Consider the following 21465-nt stretch of genomic DNA (forward strand, 5'->3'; position numbering starts at 1 on the left):
GTATCGCCGGTCCCGCCGAAACTGTTTCGGCCGGACCGACATTCATTCACCTGAATGACCGGTGCGTGGCGATGCATCGGTGTTCAGTCGGTCGGCCGGGACGCGTTCCATCCGGGTCCAGCCCTTCAACCCACGCGCCTCCAGCGCCGCCAGGAGCCCCTTCACGGCCGGCGCGGCTTCGAATGTGGTCGCGTCCAGCAACTTGATGAGTGGATCGTCCAGGCCCTCGAAGTCGGCCTCGCCGGCCTCCTCCGCCAGTGTCATCTGTCGCTCGATGATGTCGGCGACCTCGTCGATCCGTGGATCGTCGGCAGGCCAGTCGAATGCACCGTTCAGCAGGCTGTAGAGGCGCATCACGTCGGGGTGGTCCAACTGTTTGTGCTTCCCGGCGATGGCGCCGTCGATCTGGTCCGGTACCTGGGCGGCGATCATGATCCAGGCATCTCGCTCAAGCTCGATGTAGCGCTCCTCGACGCCGAGACCGCGTAACCGGTCGAGATAGTCCACGACACTCTGCGGCAGCGCCAGGTGTTCGCCGCCAGCGAGCCTGGTGAGCCGCTTGCGGGTCTCTTGCAACCGGTGGATCTCGGCGCGCAGCTTTGTGTCGATCTCCCCGAGACCCGCTGCGAACTCCGCAGAGTCGGCGTCGAGCAGTTCTTCCACCCGGGCCAGCGGTACACCGGCATCGGCCAGCGTGTGGATTCGGATCAGTGTCACCACCGCGTCGGCGTCGTACGTCCGATATCCGGAGTGGTCGCGTTCGGGCTCCGGCAGCAGCCCGATCTTGTGGTAGTGGCGGATGGCCCGAACCGTCACTCCCGCGTAGGTCGCCAATTGGCTGATGGTGAGCATGGTTTTCAGCCTGCCTCAGCTGATCTTCCGGCGGTAGGTGATGTTTGCGAACACATATGCCATCACACCGATCCCGACGCACCAGGCCACTGCGACCCACATGTCGCCCCCGACGGACCCGCCGGCCAACAGATCACGGAGCGTGTTGACGATCGACGTCACCGGTTGATTCTCGGCGAACCAGCGCACCGGTCCGGGCATGGTCTCGGTCGGCGCAAACGCCGAGCTGACGAACGGCAGGAAGATGAGCGGGTAGGCGAACACGCTCGCACCCTCCACCGTCGTCGCGGCGAGGCCGGGGATCACCGCGATCCAGGTCAGCGCGAGGGTGAACAGCAGCAGGATGGCAATCACCCCGAGCCAGGCCAGAATGCCTGCGTCTGAGCGGAACCCCATCAGTAGGGCCACGCCCACCACGATCACCAACGAGATCACGTTGGCGACGAGTGAGGTCAGAACATGTGCCCACAGCACACCCGACCGGGCGATCGGCATGGATCGGAAGCGTTCGAAGATTCCACCCTGGACGTCCTGGAAGAGCCGGAATGCGGTGTAGGAGATACCCGAGGCGACCGTGATCAGCAGGATCCCGGGCAGCATGTAGTCGATGTACTCGACCGAACCGGTGTCGATTGCACCGCCGAATACGTAGACGAACATCAGCATCAAGGCGACCGGCATGAGTGCGGTGGTGATGATGGTGTCGATGCTGCGCGTGACGTGACGCAAGGTGCGTCCGGTGAGGACGGCGGTGTCGGCGATGGACTGGGTGACCATTGATCTTCCTTACCGGGACGTCGAGTGGTTGCGGGCTTCATCGCCGACGACCGCGAAGAAGACGTCTTCGAGCGTCGGCTGCTTCTCGACGTACTCGACCTTGGTGGGCGGCAGCAGAGCCTTGAGTTCGGCGAGGGTGCCGTCGACGATGATCCGCCCCTGATGCAGGATCGCGATCCGGTCGGCGAGATGCTCGGCCTCTTCCAAATGCTGCGTTGTGAGCAGAACCGTCGTGCCGCGCCCGGCGAGGCTCTTCACCGTGTCCCACACCTCGATACGCGCCTCCGGGTCGAGCCCGGTTGTCGGCTCGTCCAGGAAGATCACCGGCGGATCACCGATCAGGCTCATCGCGATGTCCAGGCGGCGTCGCATACCACCCGAATACGTGGAGACCTTTCGCCCGGCCGCTCCGGACAGCGAAAAGCGTTGCAGGAGTGCTTCTGTCGTTGCACCTGGGTCCTCGAGGTGGCGAAGCTTCGCGATCAGGACCAGGTTCTCCCGACCGGTCAGGATCTCGTCGACCGCCGCGAACTGACCCGTGAGACTGATCGACTTGCGCACATCATCGGCCTGCGACGCGGTATCGAAGCCGTTGACGTGGGCCGTCCCCGCGTCGGCCGCCAGCAGTGTCGACAGGATCTTCACGACGGTCGTCTTGCCCGCCCCGTTCGAGCCGAGCAGCGCGAGGATACTGCCCCCCGCCACCTCGAAGTCGACGCCCTTCAGGACCTCGAGCTTCCCGAATGACTTCGCGAGCCCGTGCACGCGAATCGCCGCACCGGTCACCGTCGCTGCTGAGACCACCGTCTATCTCCTTTCGTAGGAGCAGATTCCGTCGGTATGGGAGCTCCTACGGCAAGCATGGAGGGTTGACCCTGCGTCAGGGTCAAGCGGAAATGCAGACGGCTCGCGTTGTTCGATCGTGGATGGGGGAGAAGACGTCGCCGGCGTGCGTCACTGCGCCAGGTTTCCCGACCGCGGATTACGATGGGTGATGCAGTAACGCCGTCCGATCGGGTCTTCCATCACGGTCCAGAAACGATGGTGCTCAATGACTTTGGCGCCCCATCCCTCGTGACGGGCGACCTCTTCCTCTGGGTGTGTGCTCGCCAGATCCAGATGACCGCCGGTGTGGGGCGATTCCACGCGCTGCAACATGATGCGCAGTGGCATGTCATCGGGGCGCCGTAGGTTGCGGAACTCCGGCAGCAACCCCTGTCGCCACGGCCAGGCGGTCAGCGCCGCCCAGAAGTCGCATTCGGTGTCGTAGTCGGCAGCCGGGATGTCGATACAGAGTTGGTCGATGATGCTGATCGTGTCGCCCGGCCAGCGGATCGGCCGGGAGCGGCGGCTCTCGCCCTGCCAGGAGACCAGGCAGAAACCGAAACCGCCCGGCGATCGCAGGACCACCACATCGGAGTTCTTCGAGACCACGGTGGCGCCGAGCGCCCTCGCCTGGTCGATCGATTCGCGCAGATCGTCGACGTGGAGGTCGAGGTGGACGCCGCCGTCGCCGGATTCGAGCCGTTGGACCCGCAGGTGTGGGTCACCGTTGAAAGGTTCGAGTGAGGCGAACTCCCGGTGGGCGCCACGCGCCGGGGACACGGTACTGCCGGCGATCGCCCGCCAGAACGTCACTTCGTCGCTGAAACTGTCCCGCGGGAAGTCGAGGAGGGCGGAAAGCCATCGGACCGTCATACAGGTCAGTGTGGGGGCTCGGGGCCGTCGCTGCCCGGGCATTCCATCGGACGAGTCCGCATAGTGTGGACTGATGGGTCCGTTGAAGAAGATCGCACGCATGGTGGCAAAGGCGCACGCCGACAAGGTTGCAGTGGTGCGCCTCGAGGGAATCATCGGCGGGATCGGGCCCGGCCGCAGTGGGCTGACCGCTGAGAACCTCGAATCGAACCTGACGCGGGCATTCGAGACAGAACGTCTCAAAGCAGTTGTTCTGGTCATCAATTCGCCCGGGGGATCGCCGACGCAGTCGGAGTACATCGCGGAGCGGATCAGACAGTTGTCGTCGGAGAAGGGTGTGCGTGTCCTGGCATTCTGCGAGGACGTCGCGGCCTCGGGTGGTTACTGGATCGCCTGCGCCGCCGACGAGATCTATGCCGCGCACACTTCGATCGTCGGTTCGATCGGCGTGGTCTCGTCCGGTTTCGGGTTGCAGGACCTGATCAGCCGCGTCGGGGTGGAACGTCGCGTCCACACCGCGGGTGAGAACAAGTCCCGGCTCGACCCCTTTATTCCGGAGAAGTCCGAGGATGTGGCGTGGTTGCGCGGTCTGCAGGATGACCTCCACGCTGCGTTCATCACCTGGGTGCGGCAGCGGCGCGGGACAAAACTCGTGGGGCCGGACGCGGACCTGTTCAACGGTGACGTCTGGGTCGGTCGTGCGGCGGTCGATGTCGGACTGGTCGACGGTATCGGAGTACTGCGGTCGGTGATGGCCGAGCGATTCCCGGATGCCGAACTGGAGATCATCGCCTCGCCCAAGCCGCTGCTGGCCCGGCTCGCCGGGGGTGTCGCAGCGGACACCACCGTGGCCGGTGTGAGCGCCGAGGCGGTCGACGGATTCGTGGGCGGCACCATTTCGGCGGTCGAGCGCCGGGCGCAATGGATGCGGTTCGGGCTCTAGATCGCTCCCTGATCCGGCGCCAGAATGCAAACCCGCTGGTGGTGCAGAAGTGACTGGTGGGGTTGTGGATAAGTGGGCCGTCGCCGGAGATCGCCTGTGAGTAGCCGATGGACTCAGACCGAAAGTTATCCACAGGCACCTTCTAATGTGCTGGTTCAGGGCGCGCGGACAAACACTCAACCTGTGGATGAGGCTGTGGAAACTGTGGAGAAGTTATCCACAATGCCCTCCGGGGAGTGACTCGGGTCACACTTTCAGTTGAAGTTGGTGACATAACATGTCAGATGCTCAATCGTTGACTGGGATTCGTCACGGAATTGAACAAAATAAAGGCCCTGTGGATAACTTGTTCATAAGTCCCAGCTGGTGCCGTTCGGGGGCAGTGCATGCCACCATGGTCAACGTGAGTATGTCGGAAATCCCTTCGGTACCCGTGACCGAGCTGCCGGCCGATTTCGTCGGCGAGACCAACGCGATTCTGCTGGACGTCCGTGAGCCCGACGAGTGGGCGGAGGGCCATGTGCCGGGTGCCCTTCACATCCCACTCGGGGACGTGCCCGCCCGCATCGACGAAATCGACCCTGATGCCCACCTGTATGTCATCTGTCATGCCGGTGGTCGGTCGGAGCGGGCACTGCGTTATCTGATGCAGCGCGGATACGAGGGAGCGAACGTCATCGGCGGCATGATGTCCTGGGCGCAGGCCGGTCGACCGCTCGAATACGGATCGGGGGCAGGGGGAGCAGGCCCGGTCCCGGGGAATTCCCCGTGAGCCGACCACCTGGCGCACCACCGGCCCGGGACTACTGCCCGAACTGCCGCATCGCGGGGCCGCACGATCCCGGTCGGCCCCAGTGTCCGCGGTGTGGGGGTCCACTGACCCCGCTGGATGCCTACGGCCGGATCGCCCATCCGGGTTCGGCTCCCGGTCCGCAGGCGGGTGCGCCGCTGACTCCCGGCCCTCCGATGACGCAGGCCGAGCGCAATCACACCTACGTCCCGCCCCGGACAACCGGGGTCCGGGTCCCCCGTCCGGCGCAGCGGCCCCAGCGGCCAGTGAGATGGGTGGCGACGATTCCGGCGGCGGCGCGAGCGGCCGGTCCACGCCGGCGGGTCGCGACGGAACCGACACCGACGCCGCACTACGACCACAACCCGGGTTGGGGTCTGGTGGACACTCCTCTCACCGATCAGGCCGAGCCGGAGAAGACGTTCATCGAGCGGATGGCGGCGAAGCTGCCGCGGCTGCTCATCGGGTCCGCGGGGGTGCTCACGCTCGCCGCAATCGCCCAGACCTGGTTGTACGTCCTGCTCGTGATCAACCTGGACGCCCCGATCGGTTACGCGATGGTCGTGAGCGCGCGGACCGCGGTCATCGCCACCGGGGTGGCCGCCGTCGGCATGATGGTGGCGTGCCTGTTCGCCCTGGCCGGCTGGCTGATGGAGGAGCGTCGTGCGGCCTATGCCCGGCACGATCAGCGCGATCCCCGCTCGCCCGAAGAGATCATGTTGGGCTGTTGGATCCCCGTCCTCAACCTGGTCAAGCCCCTGGCGTTCTTCCGTGAACTCCTCGACCGCCGCGATGACCTGCTGCCCGACTACACCGGCAAACGCCTGTGGTGGCTGTGGGCGGGTTGGCTGGTTGTCAATGGACTGGTCGCGACCGGCGTCGGCATCCGCATCTTCGCCGACACGCTGGTGTGGCAGTCGAACGCACTGCTGCTGGTGATCGTCACCAACCTGCTCAGCGCCGGCTTCGCGGTGGCACTGTGGTGGACGATCACCCGACTCCTGGCGCGGGAGGCGCCGGCAACGCTTCCGAAGCGGTTCGTGGTCGCGGCATGAGTGACACGGCGAGGGTGGTCCGGCAGGAGAGACCCGCGGTCGTCGCGCACCGGGGTGCCTCGGGTCATCGGCCCGAACACACCCTCGCGGCGTACGAACTCGCTTTGGAACAGGGCGCGGACGGACTCGAATGCGACGTTCGGCTCACCGCCGACCACGAATTGGTCTGCGTCCACGACCGCACGATCGATCGCACCTCGGACGGTTCCGGTGTGGTCAGCGAACTCACCCTTGCCCAGCTCCGGGAGTACGACTTCGGTGCGCGGCACAGCTCTGGTCAGCACGCGCAGATCCTCACCCTGACCGAGTTGCTGTCGCTCACCCTCGACTGGAAGCGGCCGGTGCGACTGTTCATCGAGACCAAACACCCGGTGCGTTTCGGCGGGCTGGTCGAGCAGTTGTTGCTGGCCGAGCTGCAGCGATTCGGTGTCGCGAGTCCGGCGTCGGCCGACCACAGCCGGGCGGTGGTGATCTCGTTCTCCACCGCTGGTGTCTGGCGGATCCGCCGTAACGCCCCGATGCTGCCCACGGTTCTGCTGGGCGACACCGCACGCTTTCTCGGTGGCAGTGCGGCGACGGCGGTCGGTGCCACCGCCATCGGGCCGTCGATCTCCACGCTGCGGGAACATCCCGACGCCGTCGACCGTGCCGCCGCCGCGGGTCGCGCGACCTACTGCTGGACGGTCGACGAACGCCGCGACGCCACATTCTGCGCCGATCTGGGCGTCGGATGGATCGCAACCAACTACCCCGACCGGGTCCGGGGTTGGCTCGCTGCGTAAGTTCGGGGCGTGGCAAAGAAGAGTAAACGTGGCAGTGGACCACGCCCCGGAAGTAATCGCGCCGAGCGGGTGGCAGCCCGGAAAGAGCGGCTGGCCGAGGCGGTCGCGCAGGTCCCCCGTCCGTTCGCCGGCCTCGCCGCCGAATGCGACCTGGTGGCCCTGCGGTCGTTCGTGGCCTCGGCAACTGCTGACCTGCCCCTGATCGCCCCGGGCGCCAACCCGGTCCGGCTGGTCACGGTGCTGCCCGGAGCCGGACCCGCACTGGTACGCGAAGAGGATTCGGCGACTGTCGGCCTGGTCGCGTTGCAAACCCAGCCCGAACCCGAAGAACCTGGCCATGCCCTCGCCGCCGCTATTCAGTGGGCGACCGAAAGTGCTGCCGGAGAATCGCTTTCGCAGGTCGATCCCGCTGACTCCAAGCCGCTGACCGAGGTGCTCGATCCGGCCGGATCGCTGACGGTCACCGTTCACGACAACTTCAACTGGTGGATCGAAGGGCAGGCCGATCCGGCCCCGCAGATCAAGGCCATGATCGAACAGGCCAACGAGGCGATCATGCCGACCGCGCGTCTGGAAGGCGATTTCGTCGGCGCACCGTGGTGGGTCGACGCCGGTGAGCGTGCCCATCTGCGCTGGGTGCGGCCCGAGGACGAAGACGAGATGATGGCCGCCCTGGCCCGCGTTCATGCCGCCGGCGGCCTGACCCTGGGTGAGGGGTCGCGCTTCGCCGGCTCGTTCCGCACCCATGGACTACTCGTCCCGGTGTTCGACCTCGACCGCGAACTGCATGCCCAGGAATGGACCGCGGGCGCCGAGCGGTTCAACGAGCTGCTCAACGAGGCCCTGGCCACCGACGCCGAGCTGACCAGCGAGCAGCGTCGGTCGCGCGACGGGATCCGGGCACGTCAGGTCACGTTGCGCTGATAGGCGCGACACCGTAGAGCTGACATGACAAAGCGGGCCCGACCGGATCAGATCCGGTCGGGCCCGCTTTGTGGTGGAGGAACTAGAGGCTGCCACCGGCAACCGCCGGTGCGGTCACGTCGGGACTTGCGGCCGACGAGATCTCCCTGGCGATGAAGTTCTCGAGGTCGAACAGGTTGCCCTCGCAACGCTGCGCGACGGTCTGAAGGGTGCGCATGGTGGCGACCTCTTCGAGCTGTTCCTTGAGGAACCACTGCATGAACTGCTCGCCGAGGTAGTCGCCCTCTTCTCGGGCGGCCTTGGCCAATTCGACGATCTGGTCGGTGACACGCTGTTCCTGTGCCAGTGCCAGCTTGATCGGCGCGCGGTAGTCGGCGAACGTGTTCTCCGGCTGATCGATGCCCGGAGTATGGACGGCCATGTCGCGGTCGAGGAAGTACTGCATGATCATCATCGCGTGGTTGCGCTCTTCGACGGCCTGGCCGTAGAAGTGCTTGGCAAGCTGCGGAAGGTCTTCGTTGTCGTAGTACGTGGCGACTGCGATGTACTGCTGCGCCGACGAGAACTCATTGCGGATCTGGTCGTGCAGGAGCTCGTGGAAATGCGTACGTTTGGTGCTCATGGCACCGAGCGTAGGTACAGGTCAAAGCCCTTGTCATCCAAGCTCATCCTTACTTAGGGTGGCTTATCCAAAGTCTTCGGAGGGAAGGATAACCTTGGCTGCCAGCGGTTTACGCGATCGAAGTCGACCAGGTCATCCACACCCGGTTTGACGGTTGCGGCCTGGAGTGTGAGCAGGATCGGGCGCGGACTTCACCGAAACCCATTGCCCTGATTGATATTACGGCACCTCACAAAGCGGGTGCATTGGTTGAGGATGGAACGCGCATCTTGTGAGAACGTCATTCTGTGTGCCCCGTCACCCATCTGAAACGTGTTCTCGCTCAGGGTTCGACAACCACCGCGGTGTGGCCGGGATCTCAGTTCCCGCGTGCAGTGGACATGACGTGGTTGATGACCAGCGCGGCGAGCATGGCGACCGATCCGATGGCGCCGATTCCGAGGGCCAACTGGAGTCCGTGGCCGGTCGGACGCAGATCGGGGCCCATGTGTGCGGCCAGGACTGCGCCGGACAGAGCGCTGCCGAAAGCGCCGCCGACGGTGCGGAGTACCTGATTGAAACTCACCGCACTGCCAAGTTCGGTCTGCGCGACGCTGCGGGCGATGAGGGACGGCATGGCCGCGTAGGTCATGCCTGTCCCGACGCCGAATCCGAAGGTGCCGATCAGGATTTCCCACAGGGAGTTGTGATCGAGGCTCAGGTGCACGCTGGAAAGTGTGAACAGTCCGGCACCGACCAGCAGGAGCGTGCGCATTCGGATGCGATGGGCGATCCTGCGTACCAGGCGATTTGCGCCAAAGCTGCCGACCGACAGCGGTAACAATACGAATCCGGCCCAGAACAGCGGCATCGCGATTCCGTACGACGTGGACGTCGGCGCCTGGGCGATGAGGCTGACGATCGACAAGCCGATGTACATGACTGCGCCGAGTCCGATGGCGGTGCCATTGGCGACGAGGACTTCGGCGTTGCGAAGGACGCGCAGGTTGACCAGGGGGTGCGCGGTCTTGAGTTCGGCGACCGACCACACCGACAGCACAACCGCTGCGGCGCAGAAGAATCCGATCGTCCACGGCGAGGCCCAGCCCCACTTGGCGCCTTCGCTGATGGCCAGCAACAGGCAGGACAACCCGAGGCCGATGAGCATCGCGCCGGTGAAGTCGAAGGGCATGTGCGGCGCTCGGGTATCGGGGCCGGCGGGCACGATCCGCCAGACCACCGCGAGTGCGACCACCAGGAACAACACGGCGAACCAGAAGGCAAAACGGAAGTTCAGGGTCGAGGCGAGGATTCCGGTCAGTGGATAGCCGACACCCAAACCGGTTGACACCGTGACGGACAGGCTCGAGATCCCCGCGCGGACATTGCTTTCGGCGAGATAGCGCCGGGCCAGGGCGATGGTCACCGGAACGATCCCGTAACTCAACCCCTGCAGCGCCCGGCCGAGCAGGAAGACGGCGAAGTTCGGTGCGGTGGCAGCCAGGACCGAACCGACGAGAATGCAGGCGAGAGAGGCGAGGAGAAGCCGCTTTTTGTGAGGGCCATCGCTGAGCCGGCCCATGATCGGTGTCGAGATCGCGCCGACCAGGAGATTGATCGTGAGCATCCACTGTGCGGTGCTCACCTCGACCTCGAACTCGTGCGCGATGGTGGGGACCAGCAACATGCCCAGCGAACTCACCACGGCGGTGGTCAGAGCGGCAAAAACCAACGCCGGCAACAGTCTTGGGTGGACCGAGGTTTCGGTGGACGGCGTCGGTTCAGTTGACACGATCATCGGCCACCAACTTGTGGAGTATCGGGATCAGGGCCTCCAGGGTCTTCTCCTCCTCGCTGGTCAGGCGCGCTGCGATCGCCTCCTGTAACCAGTCCGCGCCGATTGCGCGCTCTTTGGCGAGTCGGGCGCGACCGGTGTCGGTGAGTTCGATCCAGATCCGGCGGCGATCGCTGTCATCCGGGGTGCGGGCGACGAGTCCGAGCCCTTCCATCTCCCGTACGGCTGTCGTGATCGCCTGGGGGGTCACCTTTTCGGCTGCGGACAATGTGGATGCCGTGGTCGGGCCGTGTTTGGCGAGATATCCGAGGATGCCCAGTTTGCCGACCGAGATCGTCCGGTCGGCGGTGAGTCTGCGCCAGAGCGGATGTAGTGCTGCGCGCAGTTGCTGGGCAGTGGACCGGGTGGAAGACACGCCAAAAATTCTACAACCAGATTGATCAATCTAGTTGATCAATTTTGGTTGTGTTCGTCACTGGCGGGGGTTTTGCCGACTCGACCTCACGCGGGTTGCAACTGGTCGATCTGGTTTAGTGTTCGTCAACCAAACAACAAGAATGCGCGCAGTACCGGCATGTGCGCGGCAGGAGGCGGCGCGTGACCGACATGCTCGACACGATCAGCAGCTGGGTGTGGAGTCCGGTACTCGTCTACTTGTGTCTGGCGGTGGGTGTCTACTTCACGATCCGCACCCGGCTGGTGCAGGTCAGGCAGATCCCGGAGATGCTACGGCTGATGTTTCAAGGGGAGAAGTCGCCGTCGGGTGTCTCGTCGTTCCAGGCACTCTCGCTCTCCCTCGCCGGTCGGGTGGGCACCGGGAACATCGCCGGGGTGGCAACGGCGATCGCGTTCGGTGGTCCGGGCGCGGTGTTCTGGATGTGGACCGTTGCGTTTCTGGGGGCCTCGACCTCCTACATCGAGTGCACGCTGGGCCAGATCTACAAGGAGAAGGACGCGGCCGGGATGTACCGCGGTGGTCCGGCCTACTACATCGAGAAGTGCATGAAACAGAAGTGGTATGCACTGCTGTTCGCCGCCGTCACCGTCATGGCGACCGGATTGTTGATGCCGGGCATCCAGTCGAACGGCATCACCGCCTCGATGGGCAATGCCTGGGGTGTCTCGAAATGGGTTGTCGCCCTCGGCATCAGCATTCTCTTGGCAGTCATCGTCGTCGGTGGCATCAGGCGGATCGCGTCCTTTGCCGGCATCGTCGTGCCGTTCATGGCGGCGGCCTACATCCTGATCGCCCTGGTTGTGGTGGTGGTGAACATCGGTGAGGTCCCCGAGGTGATCCGCCTGATCTTCGCCAGTGCCTTCGGCCTCGAGGCAGGCTTCGGTGCGGTGGTCGGTCTCGCTGTCGAGTGGGGCGTCAAACGCGGCATCTACAGCAACGAGGCCGGGCAGGGAACGGGCCCGCACGCCGCGGCCGCCGCCGAGGTGTCACACCCGGCCAAGCAGGGTCTGGTGCAGGCGTTCTCGGTCTACATCGACACGCTGTTCGTCTGTACCGCAACCGCTTTCCTGATCCTGTCGACCGGCATGTACACGGTCTGGGAGGGCGGCTCGACCGACGGCGAGGTCATCACCGACGGATTCGGGCAGGGGGCCGAACCCGAGTCCGGGCCAGGTTTTGCCCAGGCTGCATTCGACACGCTGTGGTCCGGTGCGGGCGCGAGCTTCATCGCGATCTCCTTGGCGTTCTTCGCCTTCACCACCATCGTCGCCTACTACTACATGGCTGAAACGAACATCAACTATCTGCTGCGCGGCGTCCGCAACAAGTCGGTACTGCCCGTCGCGACGCGGGTGTTACAGCTGGTGTTCCTGGTCGCCACCGCGTACGGCGCGGTCTCGACGGCCGAGGGGGCCTGGATGCTCGGCGACATCGGTGTCGGGATGATGGCCTGGCTCAACATCATCGCCATCCTGATCATCCAGAAACCAGCGCTGATCGCACTGGTCGACTACGAACGGCAGAAGAAGTCCGGCCTCGATCCACAGTTCGATCCGATCGCGCTCGACATCAAGGGTGCGACCTACTGGGAGAAGCGAAACGAACGCCAGGCCGCCGACGTGGGTATCGGCTAGCCGCTCAGCTCGTCTGAAGCAGTTCTGGCGGCACCTTGTCGCCGTCGGCGATGGCCTTGAAGAACTGGGTTGTGTTGTCGCCCCAGGCCAGTGAATCGCCGTCGTCGGTGAAGACCGATCCGGCATTCGGGGTGGTGACGGTGATCGGATCGCTGCGTAGCGCCCAGGCGAGCCGCGCCAGATGCCAGAGGTGATCGCCCTTGTCGACGGTCAGTGAGTCCACGACACCGTTGACCAGAGGCCAGAAGCGGAACGGGTTCAGGATCGTCGAGGCGCTGGTCGCCTTCTGCATCAGCGCGGCCATGAACTTCCGCTGATTCACCACGCGGGTGAGGTCGGCGTTGGCAAATGCGCGGGTGCGGACGAAGCCCAGTGCCTCACGTCCGTTGAGGGTTTGGCAGCCGGCCTGCAGGTTGATCCCTGCCAGCGGGTCGTTGATCGGTGCGTCCAGGCACATTTCGATGCCACCGACGGCGTCGACGATCTTGTCGAAGCCGCCGAACCCGATTTCCGCGTAGTGGTCGATCCGCAATCCGGTGTTGGTTTCGATGGTCTGCACCAACAACTGTGGTCCGCCGATGGAGAAGGCGGCGTTGATCTTGTGTGCACCGTTGTCGGGGATGTCGACGTAGAGGTCGCGGGGGATGGAGATGATCATCGGTTTCCCGCCTGACCCGTAATGCACCAGCATGATCGTGTCGGTCCGGGAACCCTCGCTGTCACCGGTGGACAGGGCGGCGCGCTCGGCGTCGGTCAGTCCTTCACGTGAGTCGGATCCGACCAACAGCCAGGTGGTTCCGGCGCTGCTCGCGACCCGGCCGCCGTAATTGGACAACGCGTCCACCCGGTTGAGCTTGGTGTCGAAGTAGACCAGCAGCCCGACCGTGCCGAGCACCATCACGAGCAGCAGGATCATCAACGTGCGCAGGATCGGGAGCCGCCGACGTCGCCGCTTGCGAGCCGGCGGGACCGGTGGTCCCGGATCGACCCGGCGCGGTGGTCCCGCCGGCGGCTTGGGAGGTTGACGGTTGTAGGCCATGACCGGCGGCGGGGGGCGCTGTGCCGGTCGGGCGGTCCGCGGTTCCGGACTGTCGGCCTGGGACCAGGCCCGTGGGGGCTGGTAGCCGGGGCCCGCTGCCGGAGGCGGGGCCTGCGGCGATCTGACAGGCGCCGGAGGCGGGGCCTGTGGCGATCTGACAGGCGCCGGTTGTGGTGGCCCCTGGTGCGGCGGACGCCCACCGGCGGGTTGGCCGGGCGCCCGTTGCGGAGGCGGACCGGCCGGGCCGGGCATCATGCGCCGCGTTCGGCCGTTTGCCGCGGGGGAGGCGGGCGGTGGGACCGGACCCTGATCGGGACGTCTCGCACCGCCGCGGCGGCGGATGAAGGGCTCGTCCTGGTCGGTCATTGCACAGACTCTAGTCAAGCCAGCTGAGATGGTCTCTCAGGACTGCGTACCCGACAAAGGCGACGGTGTCGATCAATGCGTGTCCGATGATCAGTGGCCACACCCGTCCGGTGCGCTGGAAGACCCGGCCGTAGACCAGGCCCATCAGCACGTTCCCGAATCCGGCGCCCAGTCCCTGGTACAGGTGATAGCCGCCGCGCAGAACCGCTGAGAACACCAGGCTGCGATTCTCGGTCCAGCCGAGTTGGCGCAGGCGGGTGATGATGTACGCCACCACGAGCAGTTCTTCTGCCGCCGAGTTCGCCATGGCCGAGAACACCAGCATCGGCAGGCGCCAGAAGGTCTCGTTGAGATCCGAGGGAACCACTTGGATATTGAGATCCATCGCGCGGGCCACGACGTACAGGCCCAGGCCCGGAATGCCGATCAGGGCGGCGAGACCCATGCCCAGCGGGACGTCGAACTTTGCTCGAAGTGCCGGTAACCCGATGCGCGCCAACGGAACCCCGGCTCGCCAGATGAGGTACACGGCCAGTGCGGCGATACCGAAGAGCTTGGTGGCAGAGAGTAGTTGCCGGAAGAAGTCGATGACGCCGAGGTCGGTTGAGCTGGCGTTCAGGGCCACGGAGCTGCCGCTGATACCGGGCTCTGACATCGCGTCCTCGATCAGGGAAAGGATCGACGACGCCGCGGACAATCCGAACGTCAGAACCAGGACGATGGTGATCTCGATCCCGATCGCGCGTCGCTCGGTCGGGTCGGTGACGATCTCCGGCTGCGCCGGACGTGCCGGTTGCAGCCACGGGCGCAGGTTCACCCGGTTGAGGTTACTGACGGTCGAACAGGAGGGGCCTCAGGCTTGGCCGGGCAGGCTGTTCAGGAAGGGGCAGCCGGCGAGCGCCCGGATCGCCCGGGACAACTCGGGCAGGTCACTGACCGGTCGAGGGAATGACAGTCGAACGTCGGAGTCACTCTCGCAGCCCTCGACGCGAAAGCTGATGCCGAAACGGTCGATTCCGAGGGGGCGGACCCGGCCGTCGCGCAGTTCCACCGGTAGCCGGTTGCTCAGCGCGGTGATCATGTCGGCGTGATCGCTGTCCATGTGTGCGACCCAGTCGCTTTCGAACTCCCAGAAAGGGTCGGGATCAGCGGTGGCGAGCTCGGAGGACGTCACCGAGGCGGCACCGGAGCTGTTGGCCAGGACTGCGGAGGTCAGGCCGAGGCGGAGCAATGAGTAACCGTGGCCGATGTCGAGGAGGCCGGGCGACGGATGATCGGTGGCGATCTCGCAGGCCAGGTCGCGTTCGAGGTCCGACGGAACCGAATGAAGTGTGCCGTTGAGCCAGATGAGGGAGCGAACCTGCTCTCGCAGCTCGATGGGGGCCATGTCGGTGACCTCCACCATGGCGGGGAGCCCGCCGCTGCCCGCCTGCCAGGCCAATGCGCAGGCGGCGCTGTCGGAGGGGACCAGGACGAACGCCTGCGAGTCGTACAGATGCACCATCGTGACCGGTGCCGGCTCGCTGCCCTCGATCGCGAGCATCGCGTCCGTCACGTGCATACATGCGGTCCGGATGAACTCGGCATCGGTGGGGCGGTCGATCGCTGTTTTTGTCATCTGCGGTCCTCGGCGACTCGGTTCACGCTGTGTAGGTAAAGCTACCCTAACCATGCGCCACGATCGAAGGCAAGCCTCAATTTGCTTCAGCTCCTGCCGTAACCTCGGAACGTGCCTGCGATCGCCTACTTCGGCCCATCCGGAACGTTCACCGAGATGGCCCTTGACCGTCTGTTGATCGAGAACCCGTGGCTCACCGCCGAGGGTGACCTGGATCGGATCAGTGCCAACAGCCCCGGTGCAACCCTGGGTCTGGTCCGCGAGGGGCAGGCCCGATACGGGTGTGTGCCCATCGAGAGCTCCATCGAGGGTTCGGTGCCGGCCACGCTCGACGCACTGATCAAGGGCAGTCGATTGCAGATCTTTGCCGAGACGGTCCTCGACATCGCGTTCACCCTGGCCGCCCGAGATGCGATGGCACCCGAGAAGATCAAGACGATCGGGGCTTATCCGGTGGCCGCGGCGCAGGTCCGGGAAACACTGGCCGCACGGTTCCCCGGCGCTCAGCTGGTGACGAGCGCCTCGAACGCGGCCGCGGCCCAGGACGCGGCGGACGGTGTCGTCGACGCCGCCGTGACCACGCCGGTCGCGGCCCGCCTGCACGGTCTTCACGACATCGCCACCGGAATGGTCGACTCCGACGAGGCCGCCACCCGGTTCGTCCTCGTCGGCAAGCCGGGCCCGGTGCCCATGCGAACCGGACAGGATCGCACCTCGGTCACGTTGGATCTGCCGAATGTGCCCGGCTCGTTGATGTCGGCGATGTATGAGTTCGCATCTCGGGGAATCGATCTCACCCGGATCGAATCGCGGCCGCGGCATACCGGGGGTTTCTACTTCAACCTCGATGTGGTCGGGCATCTCGATGATTCACCCATCGCCGAGGCGCTGGGGGCGTTGTACCGCCGGGTTCCGGTCCTGCACTTCCTGGGTTCGTGGCCGTCCGCACGACCCAATGGGACGCCGCCGCCCCGCCACGCGGCGAGTGACCGTTGGCTCGAATCCATTCGGTTGGGTCTGGAGCCATGAGCCGGCTGTACCTGGTCCGTCACGGTGAGACCACGTCAAATGTGCTGCAGCGCTTGGATACTGCGTTGCCGGGCGCCAATCTGACCGATTTCGGTGCGCGGCAGGCCGTGCGCTACGCGCTCGAACGTCCGGAACCCGAGGCGCCGGTCCTCATCTCGTCGGTGGCCTCCCGGGCGCAACAGACGGCCGAACTGATCGGGTCGGTGTGGTCGGTTCAGAATCAGGTGCGCGACGGGCTCTTCGAGGTCCAGGTCGGTGATCTGGAGGACCAGACCTCCGAGGAGTCGCATCAGGTCTTCGCCAAGACCGTGCGCAGTTGGTTCGAGGGGCAGACGGGGGTCCGGATCCCCGGGGGTGAATCACTCGACGACGTGTATGCGCGGTATCTGCCGGTCATCGACGAGATCGCCGACCAGTACCTGCTCGACCCGGAGGCTCCGGACGTCCACGTGGTCAGCCACGGTGCGGCGATCCGGCTCATCGCGGCGCGCCTGGTGAACATGCCTGCCGAGTTCGCCCTCAAACATCACCTGAAGAACACCGGCTCAATCGAATTGGAGCGCACGCCGGACGGCTGGACGTGTACGCGGTGGGGCCTGGAACTGCCGCCGTTCCACACGACCGACCCCGCCGAACTCGCCCGCGACCCGATGGGCTGATGTCCGAACGACGGCCTGTCGCCGGTCGGGAAGTGGTCAGCCCCAGCCGTTGGCGTGCAGCCAATCGTCGGAAATGCCGAAGTGGTGCGCGATTTCATGCACAACCGTGATCGCCACCTCGGAGATCACCTGCTCTTCGTTCTCGCACATGGCGAGGATCGGATCGCGATAGATCGTGATGGTGTCCGGCAGGGTGCCGCCGTAGTGGCTGTCCCGTTCGGTCAGCGCAATGCCGAAATACAGCCCGAGCAGGTCGGGTTCCTCGTCGTTGAAGGGCTCCACGAGGATCACCACGTTGTTCATCGCGGCTGCAAGATCTTCGGGGATGGTGTCGAGGGCGTCTGAGACAAGGTTCTCGAAGTCCTTGTGGGTCATCGCAACCGGCATCGATCACCCGCCGCCGGCCGGGGCCGGGATCTCGAGGGTCGGGTTGACCTCCACGCCCGGCGGTAATGGCACCGGGGTCGGGACGATGCGGCCGTCGGGATTGTCGGCGGTCGGCGCCGGGACCTGACCGTTGATCAACAGATCTCCTCTGGCGTCGCCGACGAGGGTCGCAAAACCGCCTGAGTCGGGCAATCCGATGTAGCACACGGAGGTTCGGCTCCCGGCCATCCAGCTCGTCTCCGCCAAGGTCGACCACTGCAGGTTGAGTGTGGTCTGGGCAAGACGTTCCGCGCTACCGAGGAACTGATCGGTCAGCCCCGGGCAGGTCGCCTTCAGGTAGTCGTTCTGTGCCTCGATACTCGGCCAGGGCCGGCCCGAGAGGGCGTCTCCGAACTCGACACCGAGGTCGACGACACCGGTGACCTGAAATGCATGGGGCTCGGAGCAATCCACCGGATCGGTGGGTTTGCGGGTGGCGGGATCGATCCCGACACAGGTGCCCACCGGCCACTGCTGGGCCTGGTCGAGGTCGCGGACGAAACCGGTGAACGGCGTAAGTGTGCCGGTGGTGCCCGACAACTGCAGGCCACACCGCAGGCTGCGTTCACCGGCGTTCCACTGTTCTTCCGAGGGATACATCAGATTGACCGTGAAGCGGCCCGCCGGATCGAGCTTGCCGCCGAGATAGTTGTTGACGACCGTGGGGCAGTACTCGTCCCGGATCGTGTTGAACTGGTCGGGGCCGGGCCAGGGGGCGTCCTCACCGAATTGCACACCCGGGTACACGGCGGTGTCGACGGCGCCGGCCACCTCGAACATGTGCTCGGTGGTGCAGTCGACCAGGGACTGTTTGCCCGGTTCGGCCAGTGGCCAGGTGAGGCAATCGCCGGCCTGCGATTCGGAGAACGGCGTGGACTTCGGCGTCGGCTCCGTGGCCCCGACCTCATCGCGCTGGACCTTGCCGGCGTCATCGAAACCACCGAACAACCCGACCACTGCCGCACAGACCAGCGCACCCACGAGGATCGCCGCGAGCAGAACTCTGATGGGGTGCTCGTGCATCAGCTGCCCGAACCGACCTCGCCGGTTCTCCACGGTGGAATCGTCGCCTCCCTGCGAGGTGGAACCGTCACCCTCATGCGAGGCGGAATCGTCACCTTCTTGCCTGTCAACCATCGCTGTCCATCATGCCCTTGTCGGCGGGCGCCGTGGCGGGATGGGGCGGACAGCCGGGCGCCGGGGGTTCACCGAGGGCGCTATCGTCGGCCCATGGACCCGAATGTGCACGGCGAATCGGCCGATCCGAAAAACCTTGACAACACCGAGCCACCGGCCGACGTGGCCGAGCTGGCCGGTCGGATGTTCGAGATGGCGCGCGCCGGCGACCTGGCGATGTTGCAGTACATCGATGCGGGTGTGCCGGTGAACCTGACCAACCAGTCCGGCGACACGGTGCTGATGCTCGCGGCCTATCACGGCAACGCAGCACTGGTGAAGGGCCTGGTGGAGCGGGGTGCCGACGTGAATCGTCCCAATGACAAAAACCAGACCCCGTTGGCGGGCGCGGTGTTCAAGTCCCACGACGAGGTGGTCCGGGCGTTGATCGACGCCGGCGCCGATCCGGATGCCGGCACTCCCACCGCCCGAGACGCAGCCCACATGTTCGGCCGCGAAGATTACCTCAGTTTGCTCGGCAAGTAGGGTTTCACACGTGATCGACCTGAAAATTCTGCGTGAGCATCCTGATGTTGTCCGGGCTTCCCAGCGCACGCGCGGTCAGGACCCGGCCTTGGTCGACGTGCTGCTCGACGCCGACACCCAACGCCGCGCCGCCATCGTGGAGGCCGATCAGCTGCGTTCCGAGCAGAAAGACCTCGGAAAGCTGATCGGTAAGGCACCCGCCGAGGAGAAGCAGGCGCTGCTGGCCAAGGGCAAGGAGCTGGCCGAGAGGGTCAAGGCGGCGCACGCCCGCGAAGCAGCCGCGAACGAGAAGATGGTCGCTGCGCACCGCGCGATCAACAACATCGTCGCCCCGCAGGCTCCGGCCGGTGGTGAACAGGACTTCGTCCTGCTGGAGACCGTCGGCGAGATCCCGGAAATCGAGAACCCGAAGGATCACCTCGAACTCGGGGAGAACCTGGGTCTGATCGACATGGAGCGCGGTGCGAAGGTCTCTGGTTCGCGCTTCTACTTCCTCACCGGTGCGGGCGCGATGCTGCAGCTCGGCCTCTTGCAGCTCGCCGCGCAGAAGGCGACGGCCAACGGTTTCACGATGATGATCCCGCCGGTCCTGGTTCGCCCGGAGGTCATGGAGGGCACCGGATTCCTCGGCGAGCACTCGGCAGAGGTCTACCACCTCCCGGACGACGATCTGTTCCTGGTCGGAACCTCTGAGGTGCCGATGGCCGGCTATCACATGAACGAGATCCTCGACCTGTCCGACGGTCCCAAGCGGTACGCCGGGTGGTCGAGCTGTTTCCGTCGGGAGGCCGGGAGCTACGGCAAGGACACCCGCGGCATCATCCGGGTCCACCAGTTCGACAAGGTGGAGGGGTTCATCTACTGCCGCCCCGAAGAAGCCGAGGCCGAGCACGAAAAGATCCTGGGCTGGCAGAAGGAAATGCTGGCCGCCATCGAGGTGCCGTACCGGGTGATCGATGTCGCCGGTGGTGATCTCGGTTCGTCCGCGGCCCGCAAGTTCGACTGCGAGGCCTGGGTTCCCACCCAGAACACCTATCGCGAACTGACCTCGACATCGAACTGCACCACGTACCAGGCCCGCCGGCTGCAGGTGCGGTACCGCGGCGAGAACGGCAAACCGCAGATCGCCGCGACGCTCAACGGCACCCTGGCCACCACCCGCTGGATCGTCGCCATCCTCGAGAACCACCAGCAACCAGACGGCAGCGTGCGTGTCCCGGAAGCGCTGGTGCCCTTTGTCGGCACCGACCTGTTGACCCCTCGCTAGCGGATCACGCCCCGACCGCGGACTGCCCGTCCTCGACGATTTCCGTGCGCAACTCGTCGAGGCGGTCCCGGTATTCGACGAGTTGGTCGATCCGGGCCGACAGTTGGTCCCGGCGGTTACCGATCAGCAGCAGCGCCGCGGCGCGATCGGCGTCGTCGACCTGAGCCGGCTCAGCGCAGATGGCCTCGATGATCTGCGCGGATTCGGTCAGGGTGAGTCCGGCGGCGAGCAGGCAGCGGACGTCCTCGACGGTGCGGACGTCTTCCTCGTCGTAGATCCGGTACCGATTTGCCATGCGCTGCGGTTTGAGCACCCCGGCGCGTTCGTAGTGCCGGACCATCCGCGGCGTCGCGCCGGTCCGGGCGCAGAGCTCGCCGATGCGAAGCGCCTTGCGCTCAGGTGACCCGGGTGTCGGTGTTGACATTGACATTGATGTCAGACATTACCGTCGGACGCATGACTTCGACAGTGCTGATCGTGACCACCCATCCGGATCGCTCGTCGGAAACCTGGCGGCTCACGGAGTCGTTGGCGGCCGGTGTCACCGAGGCCGGTGGCAATCCCCGTATCCACGACCTGTGGCGAACCGGCTTCCAGCCGACATTCGGTCCTGCCGACCTCGCAGCATTTCGTCGCCAGAGTCCACCGCCGCAGGACGTGCTCGCCGAGCAACGACTCATCGAAGCGGCGGATGCCGTCGTTGCGGTGTTCCCGGTCTACTGGTGGTCGGTCCCGGCTCTGCTCGCCGGTTGGATCGAGCGGGTGTTCACCGGTGGGTGGGCCTATGAGGACTCCGAAGATGTGGTCGATTTCCGCACCGCGGTACCCGATCTGCATTTCGTGGGGGTCGCGGGCGTCAACGAGGACACGTTCGTCCGCCGCGGCTACCACGATTCGCTCACCACGCGCCTGCTCGGTGGTCTCGCAGACTATTCGGGGATCACCACCGCGAGTGTGACCCTCCTTTATGACAGCCACGCCGAACAATCCGAGGTTCACGCGCGCCGGCTCCGGGAGGCTCGTGAGACGGGTCTGAAGATCACCGCCGCGATCACTCCTTGCCCACAGCACGCGTAACGCGTGGAAGCGGA

General features: G+C 65.4%; 24 protein-coding genes. 11 read left to right on the forward strand and 13 right to left on the reverse strand.

The window, feature by feature from the left end; all coding sequences use genetic code 11:
* Positions 1–42: 42 nt before the first annotated feature.
* From AC51GR_RS10285 to AC51GR_RS10300, 4 genes are all read right to left on the reverse strand, one after another.
* Positions 43–852 (reverse strand): MerR family transcriptional regulator, encoded by an 810-nt coding sequence (locus AC51GR_RS10285; protein WP_496324526.1) that lies wholly within the window; start codon positions 850–852, stop codon positions 43–45.
* Between the two features lie 15 nt (positions 853–867).
* A complete protein-coding gene (locus AC51GR_RS10290) occupies positions 868–1629 on the reverse strand; it encodes an ABC transporter permease (RefSeq protein WP_496324527.1) in 762 nt (253 codons plus the stop codon).
* Positions 1630–1638: 9 nt separating this feature from the next.
* Positions 1639–2433, reverse strand: coding sequence for an ABC transporter ATP-binding protein (locus tag AC51GR_RS10295; RefSeq protein ID WP_496324528.1), 795 nt, complete (start codon positions 2431–2433; stop codon positions 1639–1641).
* A gap of 150 nt (positions 2434–2583) precedes the next feature.
* Positions 2584–3327, reverse strand: a complete 744-nt coding sequence (locus tag AC51GR_RS10300) for a VOC family protein (protein WP_496324529.1) — start codon at positions 3325–3327, stop codon at positions 2584–2586.
* 73 nt (positions 3328–3400) lie between these two features.
* On the opposite strand from AC51GR_RS10300, the gene AC51GR_RS10305 reads away from it, so the two are divergent.
* From AC51GR_RS10305 to AC51GR_RS10325, 5 genes are all read left to right on the forward strand, one after another.
* On the forward strand, positions 3401–4270 hold the full coding sequence (locus AC51GR_RS10305; protein WP_496324530.1) for a S49 family peptidase: 870 nt from the start codon (positions 3401–3403) through the stop codon (positions 4268–4270).
* Positions 4271–4679: 409 nt separating this feature from the next.
* Positions 4680–5042 (forward strand): rhodanese-like domain-containing protein, encoded by a 363-nt coding sequence (locus AC51GR_RS10310; protein WP_496324630.1) that lies wholly within the window; start codon positions 4680–4682, stop codon positions 5040–5042.
* The gene (locus AC51GR_RS10315) at positions 5039–6115 is read left to right on the forward strand and encodes a DUF4328 domain-containing protein (protein ID WP_496324531.1); all 1077 of its coding nucleotides are present in this window, start codon (positions 5039–5041) and stop codon (positions 6113–6115) included. The genes AC51GR_RS10310 and AC51GR_RS10315 overlap by 4 nt, the downstream gene beginning before the upstream one ends.
* Complete coding sequence (locus AC51GR_RS10320) at positions 6112–6897, forward strand: glycerophosphodiester phosphodiesterase (RefSeq protein WP_496324532.1); 786 nt, start codon at positions 6112–6114, stop codon at positions 6895–6897. The genes AC51GR_RS10315 and AC51GR_RS10320 overlap by 4 nt, the downstream gene beginning before the upstream one ends.
* A 9-nt stretch (positions 6898–6906) precedes the next feature.
* A complete protein-coding gene (locus AC51GR_RS10325) occupies positions 6907–7821 on the forward strand; it encodes a DUF5926 family protein (RefSeq protein WP_496324533.1) in 915 nt (304 codons plus the stop codon).
* Positions 7822–7903: 82 nt separating this feature from the next.
* Here the strand turns inward: AC51GR_RS10325 and AC51GR_RS10330 are convergent, their stop codons facing one another.
* From AC51GR_RS10330 to AC51GR_RS10340, 3 genes are all read right to left on the reverse strand, one after another.
* Entirely contained in the window at positions 7904–8443 is a 540-nt protein-coding gene (locus AC51GR_RS10330) for a ferritin (RefSeq protein WP_496324534.1), read from the reverse strand.
* A 358-nt stretch (positions 8444–8801) separates the two neighbouring features.
* Entirely contained in the window at positions 8802–10220 is a 1419-nt protein-coding gene (locus AC51GR_RS10335) for an MFS transporter (protein WP_496324535.1), read from the reverse strand.
* The gene (locus tag AC51GR_RS10340) at positions 10204–10632 is read right to left on the reverse strand and encodes a MarR family winged helix-turn-helix transcriptional regulator (protein WP_496324536.1); all 429 of its coding nucleotides are present in this window, start codon (positions 10630–10632) and stop codon (positions 10204–10206) included. Before AC51GR_RS10340 ends, AC51GR_RS10335 begins: the two co-directional genes overlap by 17 nt.
* Before the next feature lie 182 nt (positions 10633–10814).
* Between AC51GR_RS10340 and AC51GR_RS10345 the strand changes: the two genes are divergently transcribed.
* On the forward strand, positions 10815–12308 hold the full coding sequence (locus tag AC51GR_RS10345) for an alanine/glycine:cation symporter family protein (protein WP_496324537.1): 1494 nt from the start codon (positions 10815–10817) through the stop codon (positions 12306–12308).
* A gap of 4 nt (positions 12309–12312) precedes the next feature.
* Here AC51GR_RS10345 and AC51GR_RS10350 read toward each other — a convergent pair whose 3' ends face one another.
* From AC51GR_RS10350 to AC51GR_RS10360, 3 genes are all read right to left on the reverse strand, one after another.
* Positions 12313–13347, reverse strand: a complete 1035-nt coding sequence (locus AC51GR_RS10350; RefSeq protein WP_496324538.1) for an LCP family protein — start codon at positions 13345–13347, stop codon at positions 12313–12315.
* Positions 13348–13723: 376 nt separating this feature from the next.
* Entirely contained in the window at positions 13724–14530 is an 807-nt protein-coding gene (locus AC51GR_RS10355; protein ID WP_496324539.1) for a CPBP family intramembrane glutamic endopeptidase, read from the reverse strand.
* A gap of 36 nt (positions 14531–14566) precedes the next feature.
* Positions 14567–15331: a DUF2470 domain-containing protein gene (locus AC51GR_RS10360; protein WP_496324540.1), complete on the reverse strand. Its 765-nt coding sequence runs from the start codon at positions 15329–15331 to the stop codon at positions 14567–14569.
* A gap of 111 nt (positions 15332–15442) precedes the next feature.
* Here AC51GR_RS10360 and pheA point away from each other — a divergent pair, with 111 nt between their 5' ends.
* Both pheA and AC51GR_RS10370 read left to right on the forward strand, forming a co-directional pair.
* Positions 15443–16360 carry a prephenate dehydratase gene (gene pheA, locus AC51GR_RS10365; protein ID WP_496324541.1) on the forward strand — a complete coding sequence of 306 codons (918 nt, stop codon included), beginning with the start codon at positions 15443–15445 and terminating at the stop codon, positions 16358–16360.
* Positions 16357–17019: a histidine phosphatase family protein gene (locus tag AC51GR_RS10370; protein ID WP_496324542.1), complete on the forward strand. Its 663-nt coding sequence runs from the start codon at positions 16357–16359 to the stop codon at positions 17017–17019. Before pheA ends, AC51GR_RS10370 begins: the two co-directional genes overlap by 4 nt.
* 36 nt (positions 17020–17055) lie before the next feature.
* Here the strand turns inward: AC51GR_RS10370 and AC51GR_RS10375 are convergent, their stop codons facing one another.
* Together AC51GR_RS10375 and AC51GR_RS10380 are read right to left on the reverse strand one after the other, a co-directional pair.
* The gene (locus AC51GR_RS10375; protein WP_496324543.1) at positions 17056–17406 is read right to left on the reverse strand and encodes a metallopeptidase family protein; all 351 of its coding nucleotides are present in this window, start codon (positions 17404–17406) and stop codon (positions 17056–17058) included.
* A gap of 3 nt (positions 17407–17409) precedes the next feature.
* A complete protein-coding gene (locus AC51GR_RS10380) occupies positions 17410–18582 on the reverse strand; it encodes a septum formation family protein (RefSeq protein ID WP_496324544.1) in 1173 nt (390 codons plus the stop codon).
* A gap of 183 nt (positions 18583–18765) precedes the next feature.
* Here AC51GR_RS10380 and AC51GR_RS10385 point away from each other — a divergent pair, with 183 nt between their 5' ends.
* Both AC51GR_RS10385 and serS read left to right on the forward strand, forming a co-directional pair.
* On the forward strand, positions 18766–19107 hold the full coding sequence (locus AC51GR_RS10385) for an ankyrin repeat domain-containing protein (protein WP_496324631.1): 342 nt from the start codon (positions 18766–18768) through the stop codon (positions 19105–19107).
* 10 nt (positions 19108–19117) lie between these two features.
* On the forward strand, positions 19118–20374 hold the full coding sequence (gene serS, locus AC51GR_RS10390; protein WP_496324545.1) for a serine--tRNA ligase: 1257 nt from the start codon (positions 19118–19120) through the stop codon (positions 20372–20374).
* Positions 20375–20378: 4 nt separating this feature from the next.
* Here serS and AC51GR_RS10395 read toward each other — a convergent pair whose 3' ends face one another.
* Positions 20379–20804, reverse strand: coding sequence for a MerR family transcriptional regulator (locus AC51GR_RS10395; protein ID WP_496324546.1), 426 nt, complete (start codon positions 20802–20804; stop codon positions 20379–20381).
* A 26-nt stretch (positions 20805–20830) separates the two neighbouring features.
* Here AC51GR_RS10395 and AC51GR_RS10400 point away from each other — a divergent pair, with 26 nt between their 5' ends.
* Positions 20831–21451 (forward strand): NAD(P)H-dependent oxidoreductase, encoded by a 621-nt coding sequence (locus tag AC51GR_RS10400; protein ID WP_496324547.1) that lies wholly within the window; start codon positions 20831–20833, stop codon positions 21449–21451.
* Positions 21452–21465: the final 14 nt, after the last annotated feature.

The sequence above is a fragment of the Williamsia sp. z71 genome, assembly GCF_059553375.1.

What these genes read in the sequence shown, in the direction of transcription:
- AC51GR_RS10400 (WP_496324547.1), top strand. Translation starts at nt 20,831, where the DNA reads ATGACTTCGACAGTGCTGATCGTGACCACCCATCCGGATCGCTCGTCG.
- AC51GR_RS10330 (WP_496324534.1), bottom strand. Translation starts at nt 8,443, where the DNA reads ATGAGCACCAAACGTACGCATTTCCACGAGCTCCTGCACGACCAGATC.
- AC51GR_RS10300 (WP_496324529.1), bottom strand. Translation starts at nt 3,327, where the DNA reads ATGACGGTCCGATGGCTTTCCGCCCTCCTCGACTTCCCGCGGGACAGT.
- AC51GR_RS10290 (WP_496324527.1), bottom strand. Translation starts at nt 1,629, where the DNA reads ATGGTCACCCAGTCCATCGCCGACACCGCCGTCCTCACCGGACGCACC.
- AC51GR_RS10370 (WP_496324542.1), top strand. Translation starts at nt 16,357, where the DNA reads ATGAGCCGGCTGTACCTGGTCCGTCACGGTGAGACCACGTCAAATGTG.
- AC51GR_RS10335 (WP_496324535.1), bottom strand. Translation starts at nt 10,220, where the DNA reads ATGATCGTGTCAACTGAACCGACGCCGTCCACCGAAACCTCGGTCCAC.
- AC51GR_RS10320 (WP_496324532.1), top strand. Translation starts at nt 6,112, where the DNA reads ATGAGTGACACGGCGAGGGTGGTCCGGCAGGAGAGACCCGCGGTCGTC.
- AC51GR_RS10380 (WP_496324544.1), bottom strand. Translation starts at nt 18,582, where the DNA reads ATGGTTGACAGGCAAGAAGGTGACGATTCCGCCTCGCATGAGGGTGAC.
- AC51GR_RS10375 (WP_496324543.1), bottom strand. Translation starts at nt 17,406, where the DNA reads ATGCCGGTTGCGATGACCCACAAGGACTTCGAGAACCTTGTCTCAGAC.
- AC51GR_RS10395 (WP_496324546.1), bottom strand. Translation starts at nt 20,804, where the DNA reads ATGTCAATGTCAACACCGACACCCGGGTCACCTGAGCGCAAGGCGCTT.
- AC51GR_RS10385 (WP_496324631.1), top strand. Translation starts at nt 18,766, where the DNA reads ATGTTCGAGATGGCGCGCGCCGGCGACCTGGCGATGTTGCAGTACATC.
- AC51GR_RS10285 (WP_496324526.1), bottom strand. Translation starts at nt 852, where the DNA reads ATGCTCACCATCAGCCAATTGGCGACCTACGCGGGAGTGACGGTTCGG.
- AC51GR_RS10360 (WP_496324540.1), bottom strand. Translation starts at nt 15,331, where the DNA reads ATGACAAAAACAGCGATCGACCGCCCCACCGATGCCGAGTTCATCCGG.
- AC51GR_RS10305 (WP_496324530.1), top strand. Translation starts at nt 3,401, where the DNA reads ATGGGTCCGTTGAAGAAGATCGCACGCATGGTGGCAAAGGCGCACGCC.
- AC51GR_RS10350 (WP_496324538.1), bottom strand. Translation starts at nt 13,347, where the DNA reads ATGGCCTACAACCGTCAACCTCCCAAGCCGCCGGCGGGACCACCGCGC.
- AC51GR_RS10310 (WP_496324630.1), top strand. Translation starts at nt 4,680, where the DNA reads ATGTCGGAAATCCCTTCGGTACCCGTGACCGAGCTGCCGGCCGATTTC.